This window comes from Lacticaseibacillus pantheris DSM 15945 = JCM 12539 = NBRC 106106, from assembly GCF_001591865.1.
Lineage (GTDB): Bacteria > Bacillota > Bacilli > Lactobacillales > Lactobacillaceae > Lacticaseibacillus > Lacticaseibacillus pantheris.
In genome coordinates this window covers 1-14,807 of sequence record NZ_BCVS01000009.1, presented here as the reverse complement: position 1 = coordinate 14,807, position 14,807 = coordinate 1, and the positions used below count along the sequence as shown (strand labels likewise).

15 protein-coding genes are annotated in these 14,807 nt (G+C 50.5%); 11 read left to right on the top strand and 4 right to left on the bottom strand.

Features of this window, described 5'->3' with window-relative positions:
- From LPA02S_RS02235 to LPA02S_RS02220, 4 genes are all read left to right on the top strand, one after another.
- Window positions 1-1,524: an ABC transporter permease/substrate-binding protein gene (locus tag LPA02S_RS02235; protein WP_056957137.1), complete on the top strand. Its 1,524-nt coding sequence runs from the start codon at window positions 1-3 to the stop codon at window positions 1,522-1,524.
- Between the two features lie 44 nt (window positions 1,525-1,568).
- The gene (locus LPA02S_RS02230; protein ID WP_054650662.1) at window positions 1,569-2,198 is read left to right on the top strand and encodes a hypothetical protein; all 630 of its coding nucleotides are present in this window, start codon (window positions 1,569-1,571) and stop codon (window positions 2,196-2,198) included.
- A gap of 103 nt (window positions 2,199-2,301) precedes the next feature.
- Complete coding sequence (locus LPA02S_RS02225) at window positions 2,302-3,261, top strand: zinc-binding dehydrogenase (protein ID WP_054650664.1); 960 nt, start codon at window positions 2,302-2,304, stop codon at window positions 3,259-3,261.
- Between the two features lie 18 nt (window positions 3,262-3,279).
- Window positions 3,280-3,714 (top strand): PPC domain-containing DNA-binding protein, encoded by a 435-nt coding sequence (locus LPA02S_RS02220; RefSeq protein ID WP_056957136.1) that lies wholly within the window; start codon window positions 3,280-3,282, stop codon window positions 3,712-3,714.
- Window positions 3,715-3,822: 108 nt separating this feature from the next.
- Here the strand turns inward: LPA02S_RS02220 and LPA02S_RS02215 are convergent, their stop codons facing one another.
- Window positions 3,823-4,146 carry an ArsR/SmtB family transcription factor gene (locus tag LPA02S_RS02215; RefSeq protein ID WP_420835972.1) on the bottom strand — a complete coding sequence of 108 codons (324 nt, stop codon included), beginning with the start codon at window positions 4,144-4,146 and terminating at the stop codon, window positions 3,823-3,825.
- A 59-nt stretch (window positions 4,147-4,205) separates the two neighbouring features.
- On the opposite strand from LPA02S_RS02215, the gene LPA02S_RS02210 reads away from it, so the two are divergent.
- A complete protein-coding gene (locus LPA02S_RS02210; RefSeq protein ID WP_056957135.1) occupies window positions 4,206-4,808 on the top strand; it encodes a cadmium resistance transporter in 603 nt (200 codons plus the stop codon).
- Window positions 4,809-5,103: 295 nt separating this feature from the next.
- Here LPA02S_RS02210 and LPA02S_RS02205 read toward each other — a convergent pair whose 3' ends face one another.
- Window positions 5,104-5,646 (bottom strand): helix-turn-helix transcriptional regulator, encoded by a 543-nt coding sequence (locus LPA02S_RS02205; RefSeq protein ID WP_056957134.1) that lies wholly within the window; start codon window positions 5,644-5,646, stop codon window positions 5,104-5,106.
- Between the two features lie 352 nt (window positions 5,647-5,998).
- On the opposite strand from LPA02S_RS02205, the gene LPA02S_RS02200 reads away from it, so the two are divergent.
- The 3 genes from LPA02S_RS02200 to LPA02S_RS02190 all read left to right on the top strand — a co-directional run bounded on the left by LPA02S_RS02200 (window position 5,999) and on the right by LPA02S_RS02190 (window position 8,706).
- Window positions 5,999-7,279 carry a replication initiation factor domain-containing protein gene (locus LPA02S_RS02200; protein WP_338043285.1) on the top strand — a complete coding sequence of 427 codons (1,281 nt, stop codon included), beginning with the start codon at window positions 5,999-6,001 and terminating at the stop codon, window positions 7,277-7,279.
- Between the two features lie 82 nt (window positions 7,280-7,361).
- Window positions 7,362-7,559, top strand: coding sequence for a helix-turn-helix domain-containing protein (locus tag LPA02S_RS02195; protein WP_225350180.1), 198 nt, complete (start codon window positions 7,362-7,364; stop codon window positions 7,557-7,559).
- An 88-nt stretch (window positions 7,560-7,647) separates the two neighbouring features.
- The gene (locus LPA02S_RS02190) at window positions 7,648-8,706 is read left to right on the top strand and encodes a tyrosine-type recombinase/integrase (protein ID WP_056957132.1); all 1,059 of its coding nucleotides are present in this window, start codon (window positions 7,648-7,650) and stop codon (window positions 8,704-8,706) included.
- 69 nt (window positions 8,707-8,775) lie between these two features.
- On the opposite strand, the gene rpsD is transcribed toward LPA02S_RS02190, so the two are convergent.
- Together rpsD and msrC are read right to left on the bottom strand one after the other, a co-directional pair.
- On the bottom strand, window positions 8,776-9,387 hold the full coding sequence (gene rpsD / locus LPA02S_RS02185) for a 30S ribosomal protein S4 (RefSeq protein WP_056957131.1): 612 nt from the start codon (window positions 9,385-9,387) through the stop codon (window positions 8,776-8,778).
- Between the two features lie 170 nt (window positions 9,388-9,557).
- Entirely contained in the window at window positions 9,558-10,040 is a 483-nt protein-coding gene (gene msrC, locus LPA02S_RS02180) for a free L-methionine (R)-S-oxide reductase MsrC (RefSeq protein WP_054648823.1), read from the bottom strand.
- A 177-nt stretch (window positions 10,041-10,217) separates the two neighbouring features.
- Here msrC and LPA02S_RS02175 point away from each other — a divergent pair, with 177 nt between their 5' ends.
- The 3 genes from LPA02S_RS02175 (at window position 10,218) to thiI (ending at window position 14,469) form a co-directional block, all read left to right on the top strand.
- Window positions 10,218-11,921: a septation ring formation regulator EzrA gene (locus LPA02S_RS02175; protein WP_056957130.1), complete on the top strand. Its 1,704-nt coding sequence runs from the start codon at window positions 10,218-10,220 to the stop codon at window positions 11,919-11,921.
- Window positions 11,922-12,064: 143 nt separating this feature from the next.
- Window positions 12,065-13,219 carry a cysteine desulfurase family protein gene (locus tag LPA02S_RS02170; RefSeq protein WP_054648830.1) on the top strand — a complete coding sequence of 385 codons (1,155 nt, stop codon included), beginning with the start codon at window positions 12,065-12,067 and terminating at the stop codon, window positions 13,217-13,219.
- A 26-nt stretch (window positions 13,220-13,245) separates the two neighbouring features.
- Window positions 13,246-14,469 carry a tRNA uracil 4-sulfurtransferase ThiI gene (gene thiI, locus LPA02S_RS02165; RefSeq protein WP_054648832.1) on the top strand — a complete coding sequence of 408 codons (1,224 nt, stop codon included), beginning with the start codon at window positions 13,246-13,248 and terminating at the stop codon, window positions 14,467-14,469.
- The last annotated feature ends 338 nt before the right edge of the window (window positions 14,470-14,807 follow it).

Sequence of the window (14,807 nt, the reverse complement as noted above, 5' to 3'; positions counted from 1 at the left end):
ATGCAGGACTTAACTAACTATTTGAGCAAAAATGGTGGCGAAATTCTCAATGCTTTATGGCAACATATCGCAATTTCAGTTGTTGCTACCGTGATAACCGTATTGATTGCACTCCCGTTGGCGATTGTGTTGATCGATCACCGGCGTGCTGGTGAGGCTGTGTTGCAAGTTGCAAGTGTGATTCAAACGATTCCGAGTCTTGCAATCTTAGGATTACTCATTCCGTTGGTCGGCATCGGGACGATTCCAGCCATAATTGCGCTTGTCTTATATGCCATCATGCCGGTATTTTCCAATGCGTATGCAGGGTTGACCAACATTGATCCCTTACTAGTCGAAGCAGCAGATGCGTTTGGCGTATCAAGACGATACAAGCTATTCAAGATTCAGTTGCCACTTGCAATGCCTATGATTCTGACTGGTCTGCGCATTGCCGTGGTGATGGTGATTGGGACGGCAACATTGGCCGCTTTGATCGGAGGCGGTGGTCTCGGGACCTACATTTTGCTTGGTATTCAGACGAATAATAATAGTGCTCTATTCGTGGGCGCCATTCTGGCAGCGGTATTGGCTCTGGCCGCCAGTGCCCTAATCAAATTTTTGGCTCAAACGAATTTGAAACACGTCATAGTTGGCTTAATTGTGGTTTTGGCTGTGGGTTTCGGGTATGCAGGAGTTCGCGCTTGGCAGAACGCTCAACACCAGACCGTCACGATTGCTGGTAAAATGGGTGGTGAGCCAGAAATCCTCATCAATATGTATAAAGAATTGATTGAAAAGGATAATGCAAGGGTCACCGTTGATCTTAAACCGAACTTTGGTGGGACGAGCTTCCTGTTCAAAGGCTTGCGTAGTGGCAAAATCGATATTTATCCTGAATTTACGGGAACAGTATTGCAGTCGCTGGTCAAGACTAACCAAAGCGTTCCTCATCAGCCGACACGGGCGTACTCACTTGCCAAGAAGCTGCTGTCAGAACAGTATGCGATGACCTTGCTGACACCAATGCAGTACCAAAATGGCTACATGATGACAGTGCGAGCTGCTGATGCTAAGAAATATCACTTGAAATCCATTGCTGATTTGAAGCAAGTTCCGCAATTTAGGGCAGCGTTTGATCCTGACTTTTACCAACAATCTGATGGCTATCCTGGTTTGAAGAATGCATACGGCTTGACCTTCAATTCGGTACGGACGATGGAACCGGCGTTACGTTATGAAGCGCTGGCCAAAGGTAAAATCGATGTCACAGATGGCTATACCACTGATCCACAAATCAAGCAGTATCATCTGACCATGTTGACAGACACGCAGCAGTTCTTCCCACCGTACCAAGGGGCGCCGCTGATGAATACAAAGTTTGCCAAAGCCCATCCGGAAATTGTTAAGAGCCTCAATCGGTTGGCTGGTAAGGTGACGACTAGTGAAATGCAGGAAATGAATTATCAAGTGACGGTTAAACATGAAAAAGCTGCCACAGTCGCGCATCGGTTCTTAGTCACGCATCATTTGCTCAAAGATTAGTGACGGCTATCTAGGGGTTCGTTTTGAAAGCGAGGTAAGTTAAAATGCGTCATGGTACTGATCAATTTATTGACTTAGCAGCTGACCGATTAACCTTAGTGGATGTCCAGGCAATGGTAGCCGAACTTGATGGCAGTCAAGGGTTGAAAGTGACCAAGAATCCAGCCGTTGAGGCCTTTGATGAGCCCACTTTCGCAAAGCTAACCGACACAAATTTTCATAACGGGACAATCAAGGTGAAAGTGCTAGGTCAGCTATTACCTGATGCCCCTGAATATGCGCGAGGCTTCATCGGCGTGGCGTTTCGAATCAATGAAAGTAACACGCAGTTTGAGGCTTTCTACATTCGGCCCACTAATGCGAGATCTGAGGATCAGATGAGACGAAACCGCGTAGTTCAATATATTTCGTTTCCCGATTACAAGTTTGACCGTTTAAGAGTTGAATCGCCTGGCGTGTATGAGGCGTATGCGGATATTGGACTTGATGAGTGGATTGACTTGACGATTGAAGTATTGGATGATCATGCCCAACTATATGTCAATCATGCTTCACAGCCCACCCTAGTCGTGAAGGATCTTAAGAACGGAGCGACCAACGGTGGGGCAATTGGCCTGTGGGTGGATGTGGGCACAGCGGGCTATTTCGAGGATCTGCAAATCATCCCGCGCTAGAATGTGCTTGGTATCCTCCACGTGAGAGTTACTGGCCAGCAAAACGTTCGCAGCGTTCATGAATGTTCAAATGCGTAGGAAAGCGCTGAAAGGAAGACGACAAATGAAAGCAGTTATTGTGAAGCATCCTGGTGGCCCAGAAGTGTTGGAATATACCGAAGTGCCAATGCCTATCGTTCGCCCTGGCTGGACTAGGGTTAAAGTACATGGGTTTGGGATCAACCATTCGGAAATTTTTACGCGCGAAGGCAAGTCTCCGTCTGTAAAATTTCCACGGATTCTCGGGATTGAGGTTGTCGGTACTGTCGATGCAACTAGCGCCCCTGAGCGATTCACAGTAGGGCAAACGGTGGTTTCGTTGATGGGCGAAATGGGCCGCGCTTATGACGGCAGTTACGCGGACTATGTCCTATTGCCTAATGCACAGGTGTATCCTGTTACCACGGAATTAGATTGGGAACAACTGGCGGCGATTCCAGAAACCTTCTATACGGCGTTTGGTATTTATCAGAGTCTGCGTCTGCAAGCTGGTGATCACGTCTTAATTCGTGCGGCAACTAGTGGTGTCGGTGTCGCCATTTTGAAATTGATGAAAGCGTCAGGAATCGACTTAACGATCACTGGTACCACTCGCTCTGATCGTAAAGATGACGCACTCAAGGCACTGGGAATCGACACGATTTTACACACACCGGATGCGACCCACTTGCCTGATGACGCCGGAGAGTTCGATAAAATCGTTGATATGATCGGGCCGGCTGCCGTTCGCGATTCGTTGGCACACGCTGCTGAATGGGGTGTGGTCAGCTCTACTGGACAGCTTGGTGGCGTCTGGGCACTAGATGAGTTCGACCCAATTATGGATATTCCGAATAATCGTTATTTGACCGGTTTTTACTCCGGCGATGTCGATGCGCAGCGTGTACAGGATTTGTTCGATTTCATTGCCAAGCATCACGTAGACGTTACGCCAGAGAAAATTTTCACCTTAGCCCAAACCCGTGAGGCCCACGAGTACCTTGCAACTGCCGCCGGTCTAGGAAAAGTAGTCGTGTTACCATAGCGAAAGGAAGTACCGAATATGCAGTACAAGCAACTTGGGCAAACCCTATACTTACGTGTGGATAAGGGCGAAGAGATTCTCACTCAGATTCTCAAAGTGTGTGCAGATGCGGGCGTTAAGTCTGCCACTTTTAGTGGCATCGGTGCCTGCCAAGCAGCGGTACTATCCACGTATCTGCCAGATAGGAATGACTTCACTGATCACCACTTAAGCGGAATGCTTGAGCTGGTGTCGTTGAGTGGAAATATCACATTCGATGGTGGGGCTCTGCATCAGCACGCGCACGCTACGCTTTCTGAACTTGGGCGAGATGGTGAGCCACATGTAATAGCGGGACACTTAACCAGCGCAACTGTGATGTACACTGGGGAGATCACGATTCAGCCTGTTGTAGGTGTAATTCCACGAAAGTTCGACGATAATGTCGGAATCACAGTGTGGAATTTAGACTAGTGCAGCTCAAAAATGAGACCTGCCACGGTGAGCGTGGTAGATCTCATTTTTTTTTTGCTTATCGTATGTTGAGGTGTTTTTGTGGTTAATTATTTCGGACGTTCAGCACTACTGGTCGTGTCGCTTGCCGCGCAGTACATGATCTGCATGGGCTAGTGTTTCATCCACCACATCGAGAATATGAGGATCATCAAGGCGGTAGTACATTGCCTTACCCTCGCGACGAGCATTCACTAGTTGATAATCGCGTAGCGCTGCCAGCTGATGAGATACAACTGACTGTGAAACGCCCAAAGCAGTCATGATTTCAGAGACGTTGAGTTCTTGATTTTCAAGCAAATGTAGCAACCGTAGACGCGTTGGATTACTTAGCAACTTGAAAATCCGAATAGATTCCTCAATATGTTCTGCATCAATTATATGGTTTTCCAAGACAAGTCCTCCTACATATGTTATAGTCAACATACGACGTCGGAAGGAGCTGTTTGTGTATGTTGAAAACTATTATAACTGGCGTAACTGCCTACATTTCTACCAGTCTTGACTATCTTCTTATTTTGATGATGATTTTCGGATCCGTCAAGCCTCATCAGCGGCGCCTGGTTTACTGGGGCGATTTATTAGGTACTGGGATTCTAGTTGCCACTAGCTTGTTCATTGCCCTTGTGTTGCGCTTGGTCCCAGCAGAGTGGGTACTAGGGTTATTAGGCCTAATTCCTGTCTTGATGGGGATTAAGCTCGTGCTAGCGGGTGAGCATGATGATGATAGCGTGGTGGCAAGCCGCTTCAAACCGGCTAACATCATTTCTAGTGTGGCACTGATAACTGTCGCGACTTGCGGTGCCGATAATATTGGCGTGTACGTACCCTTGTTTGCTTCTCAGACTATCTATGCGACGGGGATTACGTTGGTGACATTTTTTGTTATGTTGACTCTGGTTTGTTGGCTTGGGGCTCAGCTAGGTCGCTTGCCGTTCGTGGCTCGCATACTTGAGAGTACAGGGCGTTGGCTTACAGCTGCCGTATATGTCGGGATAGGTGTTTATATATTACTGGAAAATGGAACAATTACGCATATCTTCGGACTAGCGTAACGAAACGTGTGAAAGTAGATGTATGAGACGTGTCGAGCGGGATGAGAATATAGTCACCGCAAGGCCCGCATAGGGCGCATATTATGGACCAGAAGTAGATGATTGGTCACATGTGAGTGTGAGACAATCTGCAGGGAATTGCGATATCGACGCGCAGATCACACAGATCTAGTGATAGAGCCTTTTGTTTTCACGGAAGAGGCCTGAGTCACGGTGAAATCTGTTCAGAGTAACTTGGTATTGTAGAAGAGGCCTCTTCCGATCAGTCGGATAGGCCTCTTCTTTCATCTTGTGACTAATGATCTGAGTGAAACGACTTGATTTCTTGAATCTGTTTATATAGTTTGTCGATTTCTTTCACTGGTAAATCTCGGTAGCGCGATTGTTTCACTATCTGTCGATCGTTCCTGTCAGTGTCTGGTACCCCATCCTCATCAACGGGTGTGTAGGGCTCAAAATATTTGAATATTTCTGTCAGTTCATCGGCAAGATGATCAATCTGACGCGGGGAGAAATCCTGCATTTTCCACATCAGTTGCTCTAAGCGCTCCAGTTTAGGAAGGTATTCCTCTATTCTATCAAGCGTGGTATCGATCCGATCAAGAATTGCGGTCGTGTTGTGAATCTCCTGTTCAGTAGGCGAACCCAGCAGGTCTACTGGTGCCACATTAAAAAACCGGGCGATGCGATCCAACGTGTCAAAGCTCGGATTGCGCTTGTTTTGCTCGATCTTTGAAATGGTATCACGTTGAACCTCCGCCACGTTTGCTAGATCTTCTTGCGTGACGTGGTGCCGTTCTCTGAGTCGTTTAATGTTTCGCCCAATATTTTCAATCATAAGATTCACCTCGACACTCATCATATTATGTGAGCAATCTGCATGCAAGGTTTCAGTCCTACTGTTTCTCAATCTGTCGGGCTAAGTCAATAATTTACCGGCGACAGAACCCTTGCTATGCTTGAGTTACAGGTGAAACGCAGCCTGATTTTTGAGAAAAACGTGTCGCAGCAGGTACCGCCGCTACGCGCGGCGTGCAGCGCGAAAGCCGCAAGCGTGAGCGGCGGCGGTCGGCGTAGCCGGCCGCCTAGACCCCCGTTTACTAACAGGGGGGTCGTAAATGACACCTATCAACCTGATTTCCCGGTAGAAACGTTGATAGATCGCAAGAGCCAATGACTGGACAATTCCGGTGATTGTCTGGAAGCAAGACAAATTAGGAGGTAGACGATTGGGATATTGGAGCGATTCAGTCCGGCGACGACGCAAGGAACTGAATTTGACACAACTACAATTATGCAAGCGACTAGGCATTACACAGCGCCATTTGAGCCGGATTGAAAATGGTGAATCTTGTAGTGGTGGCTTACAGATGCATATCGACAAACTGCTAAATAACTGGACTGATGAGCCAGAACTGCAAATGATGATTGATTATGTACGAATCAGATTCCCAACGAATGATATCAAGCGGATTGTTCGCGAGTTCTTGCGGCTAAATGAAGATTTGGTCGGATATGATGACAGAGCCGCTTTTGGTTACGTGTACACAGTGTCGCTTGGTCAAATCAAGGTGTACGGATCAACGCCGGATACCAAGCTCGGTACCCTAGTGGAGCTACGTGGCCAAGGGTGCCGACAAATGGAGAGCATTTTGCTCGGCCGTGGAGAAACCTGGTACGACTTCCTAGACCAAGCACTCGATCGAGGCGGCGTTATCAAGCGCTTGGACTTGGCAGTGAACGATATGGCAAACCTACTGGACATTCCCAACCTGATTCAGAAAATTCGGGCTAACGAGTGCATATCTGTCATGCGTGAATATCAAGGAATCGTTTCGGGTCACATTTTCCATGAAGATGACGAAGACATTGACGATGAGGTCGGCACAACATTGTATATAGGCTCCACCAAAAGCGAGTTGTACTTCTGCCTTTACGAAAAGGCAGCCGAGCAGCATAAGAAAGGGCTGACCACTCAGATTCGTAACCGGTTCGAGGTACGCTTGAAGAATGATCGCGCAGCTAAGGCCGTTGAAGATTTGCTTTGCTATCGCGATGAGGAAAAGACAATCTTTGGTATCATCACACGGTATCTGCGGTTTGTCGACGCGCGGCCGGGTAGCCCTCGATTAAAGTGGCCCACCAACAAGAACTGGGAACGATTCGTCGGGCATGATCGTCAGCCACTTCGGTTGACGATGGCGCCTGTGCCTTTGGATCTGAACCGCACGCGGGCTTGGATCGACAAGCAGGTCGCTCCGATGCAACGTGTGCTGCATGAAATTGACGCTTATTGGGGGAACCAGGAAACGATGAATGCGATTCGGCATGCACCCTTAACTGATAAGCACCGGCAGTTGATTGATCAGTACACAGTTGGTGCCGAGCAGCTTGAGAATGGTTTGTTCAAGGAAGCAACACCTGAAAGTGAGCAATCAAAAAAGGATGACCACGCCGACCAAAGCAAGTAGTCACCCTTCACAGATAAGATATGGGTCCTATCTGGTTTGATTATCTCACACAAACTCTATTCGTAGAAGGAGTGAGATTGAAATGGAATATCCAAACGCTATGCAACTCCCGTATTTGCTGAACCGACAACAGGCCGCTGACTTTCTCGGCGTTGATCCAGTGACGTTTGATAAAGTCTTTCGGCGGCACCGCGACTTCCGGTGTTTCATGATCGGTAAGCAGGCTCGCTTTACCATCGAAGAATTGACCAGTTTCGTGCGCGAGCATCTGGTCGATTAAGTTGTAGTTGTCGTCCAGACAAATTGGATGCTAAGCTGGACCTAAGTATTTACGGGGCCAGCTTAGTTTATTTAGGAGGTAAACGAGCATGGCTTCATTTATGAAACGTGGAAAAAGTATTTTGACGCAAGTCGCATTCACGAAGAAAGGAAAGACCTATCGACTGTCAAAGTCGTTTTCGAATAAGCAAGACGCCCAGATCTGGGCGCATACGCTGGAGATGAAGAAGGCTGGTGGCGTGGACTTAGTTGATCGTCAAACGCCGATGATGGATTACTATGACTACTGGCTTGAATTTGCCAAGAAAGGAGAGTTGAAGGAAACGTCTTACCTGTCATATCACCGGATTGGTAAGACCTTCCGCAAGCTATTTGAGGAGGTAAGGTTGTGCGATGTGACCGATACTTACTTGCAGACAATGCTCGATGAGTACGGGAAGACCCACGCGCAGAAGACGGTGAGTGATATGATTCGACCGCTGCGTTCCATGCTCAAATACGCTTTCGCGCATGGGTTGTTGGTCAATGACATTTCCAGCCTGATCAAGGCACACGGGAAGGCGTCAGAGAAACGGAACGTGCCGCTATCGATCACCGATATGAAGACGTTGAAGCAATACTGCTTTGAACATGCCGCCGAGGACGAGTTCTGCGTCATGGTGTTGGTGGCGTTGCTGACCGGATTGCGCCGAGGCGAGTGCCTGGGGCTGCGGCCGGAAGCATTATATGACGAGCAAGGTGACTGTGGCATTCACGTTAACCAGCAGCGAAGTCCTTGGGTGAAGAACGATACTACCTTGAAGACCAAAAAGGCGTATCGAACGGTATCATTGCCTCGTGAGCTATATGATCTCCTCAAGCAGGTCAAACCAAAGGCTGACGGCTACATCTTTGAGACATACGGATTCCGGGTTGCGCTACGATTGGAGCCGCTATTGAAAGAGGCAAAAGTCAGTCATACGACCTTCCATGGTTTGCGCGACACGTTCGCTTCATTTTTATTCAGCCAAGATATTGATTTGGCCTATGTTTCGGCGCATCTAGGGCACGCGAGCTTGAGTATCACACAAGACTATTACATCTCGTTAATGCCCGAAAAAAAACACGCCCAGAATGGGCGTGCAATGGATTTGCTATCCGAGTTGTAAATTCTGCAACAATCTGCAACAGTAGAAGTCCGGTAAACGTTGCGGTAACGACGTTTGCGAGGCTGAATATTACAGCAACTGGTTGTAGTATTCAACGACGAGGGCTTCGTCGATTTCTGGTTCGAGTTCTTCACGCTGTGGCAGGCGAGTCAGCTTACCTGACTTCTTGTCTTCATCGAATTCTACGTATGCCGGACGGGCAACAGTAGCTTCGATTGCGGCATTAACAACAACCAGGTTCTGGGAACGTTCGCGCAGGCTGATTTCCTGACCAGGCTGTACTTCGTAAGAAGGAATGTCAACGCGCTTGCCATCAACCAAGATGTGGCCGTGGTTTACCAACTGACGAGCCTGAGGGCGGGTAGTAGCCAAGCCCAGACGGAAAACAACGTTGTCCAAACGCTGTTCCAGCAAGATCATGAGGTTATCACCATGGGTACCCTCAGTAATCTTACCGGCACGAACGAACAAGTTACGGAATTGGCGTTCGTTCAGACCGTACATCAAACGTAACTTCTGCTTTTCACGCAGTTGTGTACCGTATTCAGAAATCTTCCGACGGCTGTTAGGACCGTGGTCACCAGGTGCATAGGGGCGACGTGCGAGTTCCTTACCAGTACCGGAAAGGGATAGACCCAGACGGCGTGAAACCTTCCAGGTAGGGCCAGTATAACGAGACATATTAATAGTCCTCCAAAAAATTTTATTGGAGTAAAATAAAGGTTCGTGGGTTTAACACACGGGCAGTTGACCCTAGGGTTTCGCCATTGCAGCGCGGTTACTTCCCAAGTAGATCCTTAGTCAACTGGAGCCGACCATGCCGCCCACAGCTGCATTATTTTACACGCATGCTAGCATACCGCAGCAAGTGCCTCAATGTCAAGGTGCGCGGCGAGTTGCGTGGCGAAGTCCACCAGCACTTTTTGGTCGTTTTGGCTGAAACGGTCCAGGCTTGGGGAGTCGATGTCGAGGATGGCAACAGTCTGACCGTTAACGGTGATGGGTACGACGACTTCCGAGTTGCTAGCGGCATCGCAGGCAATGTGGCCGGCAAAGGCGTGCACGTCCGGCACAATCATGCTGTCCCCGCTGGCAAAGGCGGTGCCCACAACACCTTTGCCTGGCTCAATGTGCATACAAGCAACCTTGCCCTGGAAAGGACCGAGGTCGAGTTGCTTGCTAGCGCGATTGAATAGGTAGAAACCAACCCAGTTAACGTCGGTGAGTGAATCGTTTAACAATGCCGCGGCGTTCGCGAGGTTGGTGATGGGATTATGCTCATCCGTAAGCAGTGCGTCGACCTGAGCAACAACGATTGGGTCTAATTGGGACATAAAATTGCCTTCTTTCAGTAGTAATTTGCAAATAGGGGTTCTAACTTGCGCCGGTTTTTGGGATACTGGACAATAGGAATCAGTACATACAAATACCATTTCTTTATTAACGGTATTGTAGCCGCCAACGGTGTAAAATGCAATCGTAGCGGTATTCGATTAAGAGGGTGACACGGAATGTTGTGGATAGTGTTGACGGTCGTGGTCCTACTGGTGGCCGCGTTAATCGTGGCGTTAGTGCTCAAAGGGCGCTACACCAAGCAAATTAGTGAGCTGGACGCGCGGTCTGCGGATTTGGCGAATGCAGATATTGAGCAGACCATTCATGTCCTGAAGGGTGCCCACTTAGGCGGTGAGAGTCTCAAAACCCTCACCCGGCTGGAGCGCGAGTACCAACAGGCTAGCGAGGGACCGGGGGCCGAGGTCGAGGCCATTTTGCTGGACCTGGAGACCGCCAATGCCCAGTTCCGCTTTGCCGCGGTGCGCGAGCAGTTGCAGGACGCCCGGGCGAAGCTAGATGTGGTGGCGAAAAAGTATGAGCAGGTGGACGCGGAGTTGCAGCGTCTGCAAGCGGCCCAGGCGGCCAACCAGCACTTGCTCGACCAGCTTCAAGAAACCTACCAGAACGCACGCAAGGATCTTCTGGCCAAAAACTTTGCTTATGGGAGTGCCATGGCCGCCTTCGAGCAAGAGTTGGCCGATTTAGCTACGGAATTTGCTAACGTCGAGGAAATCACGGCGGCTGGTGACCACCAGGCGGCAGCCGTAGCACTTAAAGACCTCAAGCAAAGTGTCGGGCAGTTGGCTGATAACGTTGCCGCGGTACCGCCGCTAGTGACAAACCTGGTCAAGGTCTTCCCGGAGCAGTTGGATGAGATTCAGACGTCTTACCAGTCGTTAACTAAGCATAACTTCCACTTTCCCGATATTGATATTCCCGCGCAGATTGAGCAGGTTCAGGAACAGATGGCGGCCAGCGATAAGGCAATCGCGGCGATGGATTTGGTTCAGGCCCAATCGGATAACCAAGCCGCGGCGGACGCAATCGACAGCATGTACGCCGCGATGGAACGGGAAATGACGGCTCGGCGGACGGTTGAGCGTGACGAGGCCATGGTGAGTCGCTTTATTGTGCATGCACAGCGGCAGAACCACGCCTTAATTGTTGAGCTGGACCACTTGAACCAAAGTTACACCCTGAATAACGGTGAACTACAGGAAGCTAAGGACCTCCGCGAGGAATTAGTGACGTTAGACCGACAACACCAGGCGGACGTCCAAGCGGTTGATGACCATACAGCCGTGTTCTCCGCTGTCGCCGATCACCTCAACGCCGCTACAACAAGGTTACGGGCAATTGAGGAGCGTCAGGTAGCGATTAACGCGGCGGTTTCGAAATTAAAGGATGGCGAGAAGTCCGCTAACTTAGCGTTGAAGGCGCAGGTGACGGCCATGCGCGCGGTACAACGGTCACTGGACCAACTCCAACTGCCAGGGTTACCGGAAAGCTATACGGACCGGCTACACCACGTGCAATCAGAAATTGATACCATCGCCACGGCACTAGATCAGATTAAAATTGACTTGGATGACATTAACCAGCAACTCGTTGGTTTGGCTAGCGACGTCAGTGACCTCGAAGATGAGGGACGTGCACTAGTGGACGCGGTGGGGATGACTGCCCAGTTGTTGCAGGCAGCCAACCGCTACCGTGATGAACACCCAGAGGTAGCGGATGCGGCCCGCAAGAGTCGGGCGTTGTACAACGAGTACCGCTATCAAGAAGCGGCTGATAACTTGGCCACGGCTTTGGAAGAGGCCGTCCCGGGTAGCTATAAGCGCGTTGAGGACGCCTACCTCGATAGCAAGGACAACGTTTGATGATATTAACGCAACAGGAAGGCGGAGCAGTCGGCTCCGCCTTTTAGATGAAATCAGGTTGGCACCGGGTGTACCTTTGCCTAGTTTGAAAAACCTGTTATAATGCGGTACGACATTACTTATTTTTTGGAAGGACATACGCGATGATATATTTCGATAATAGTGCAACGACAAAGCCACTCGACAGTGTGTTGGACACCTACCGGACGGTGGCCACAGACTTCTTTGGCAATCCCAGCTCGCTCCACAACCTGGGGGATCAGGCCCGGGCAGTGGTTGATCAATCGCGGGCACAAATTGCACAACTGATTCACGCGCAGCCAGAGGAAATCTACTTTACCAGCGGTGGTACCGAAGGCGATAACTGGATTATTAAGGGTACGGCCATGGCGAAGCGCCAATTTGGCAAGCACCTGATTACCACCCAAATTGAGCACCCGGCCGTGCGTAACAGCATGCTACAACTAGAAAAGCTGGGCTTTGACGTGACGTATTTGCCGGTCGACAGCCGCGGATTTGTGAGTGTTGACGCCGTACGGAACGCCATCCGGCCCGATACCATCCTGGTTTCGGTCATGGCGGTGAATAACGAGGTCGGCAGCATTCAGCCAATCGATGCCATCGGCGACCTGCTGGAGGACTACCCGACCATTCACTACCACGTGGACGCGGTGCAGTCCGTGGGCAAAGGTGTGCTGGACAAGGTGCGCCACCCACGGATCGATTTCCTGACGTTTTCGGGACACAAGTTCCACGCGCCCCGCGGTACAGGGTTCATCTTTGCCAAGTCGGGCCGTATGATTGACCCGTTGATGGCGGGCGGTGGTCAAGAACGTGACTGGCGTAGTGGGACGGAAAACACGCCGGGTATTGCGGCGATGGCGAAGGCCTTGCGCGTATGCCTAGCGGACGAAGAGACCAACGTAGCGCGTGAGCAGGCCATTCGGACCGAAATCGCTAATTACGTCAACCAACAGGATGACGTGACGTTGTTCAGCCAGCTAGACGATGGCTACGCGCCGCACATTTTGACCTTCGCCATTGCGGGTGTCCGCGGCGAGACCATTGTGCACGCCTTTGAACATGAAGGCATTTTTATGTCGACGACGAGTGCTTGTTCGAGCCGGTCGGGGGCCGAGAGTAGTACGCTGAAGGCCATGCGCGTCCCGGATGCCCTGGCTACCAGCGCCATTCGGATTAGTCTCGACGAGGAGAACACGATGGCGGAGGCACAGGCCTTTGAACGCGCATTCGACAAGGTACACGCGGAGTTTCAGAAGCTTGCTCCGGCCAAGTAGTCATTCAACCAAAGAGGATACGATTTATGGAATATAGCGAAATTATGGTTCGTTACGGCGAACTCTCTACGAAGGGTAAGAACCGGCGGGCATTTATTGGCCGGCTACAGGGTAACATCGTGAAGGCGTTGCACCAGTATGTTGACCAGCTGACGATTCGCCCCAAGCGTGACCGTCTGCACATCGAGTTGAACGGTACCGACGCCGAGCCGATTATGGACGTGCTCAGCCACGTCTTTGGTATTCAAACGTTCTCGCCATCAATTAAGGTGGACAAAGACGACCTGGATCACGTGAAGCAGGTGGCCCTGGAGCTCGTTAACGCAACGGTGCCAGCCGGTAGCACGTTTAAAGTCCAAACTAAGCGGGCCGACAAGCAATTCCCACTGGATACTTACGGCATGGACCGGGAGATGGGGGACTTTTTGACTGATGCCCGCCCAGATTTGCAGGTACAGATGAAGCGTCCGGACGCGACTTTGCGTGTGGAGGTGCGGGTCGACGGCATTTACCTGTCGACGGAAACCATTCAGGGTGCCGGTGGATTACCAGTCGGGACGGCGGGCCACGCGACGATGATGCTGAGCGGGGGAATTGATTCACCCGTGGCGGCGTACTTAGCGTTGAAGCGTGGCGTTGACATTGAGATGGTGCATTTCTTCAGCCCGCCGTACACTAGTGAAAATGCGTTGAATAAGGCCAAGCAGTTAACGGCCAAGTTGACACCGTACGTTGGCCGCATCAACTTTATTCAGGTGCCATTCACACACATTCAGGAAGAAATTAAGGCCAAAGTTCCGGAAGGCTACCTGATGACGATTCAACGCCGTTTGATGTTACGGTTGACCGAGGCAATTTCGGAGCAGCGGGGTGACTTGGCAATCTTCAACGGTGAGTCGGTGGGCCAGGTTGCGAGCCAGACGTTGTCGTCGATGGCCGCAATTAACGACGTCACAACGATGCCAATTGTGCGGCCGGTCGCAACGATGGACAAAACGGAAATCATTGCGCAGGCAGAGAATATCGACACGTACGAACTGTCCATCATGCCGTTCGAGGATTGCTGTACCATCTTTGCACCGCCATCACCAAAGACGCAGCCGAAGATGGACAAGGCGCGCTATTACGAGACTTTCATCGACGTTGACGCGTTGATGAAGGAGGCGTTGGATGGCATCGAGGTCACGGAAATCAAAGTCGGCGACGAGTACATGAACCAGCAGCAAGACATCATTGCGGAGTTGCTGTAAACGTAACGGTCGTCGGTTAGTGGTGCGGTAGGAAGAGTTGATTGCACCAATGTGAATGTTATCAACTACAGCGGACGTCCAGACAGTACGCCCTTTTCTTAACGGTTCATGCTGTTTTTTGTATAGACTAGCGATATTGCTCAAACGGATTCCGTGGGCAAGGTCTGTGCTGAAGTGTTGACAACAGTAGTGTGAGGCCGCGTCAGTTGGACCGGGGAGCGGAGGCGTGTGGGGTCGGAATGGTAACCACTGCCAGGGGGGACCGCCGTAGGAACGCAGTGACGTACAGCGCGACGAGTTCGGAAACTGACCGGTGGTTTTCCGGGCAGGTTCCGAAT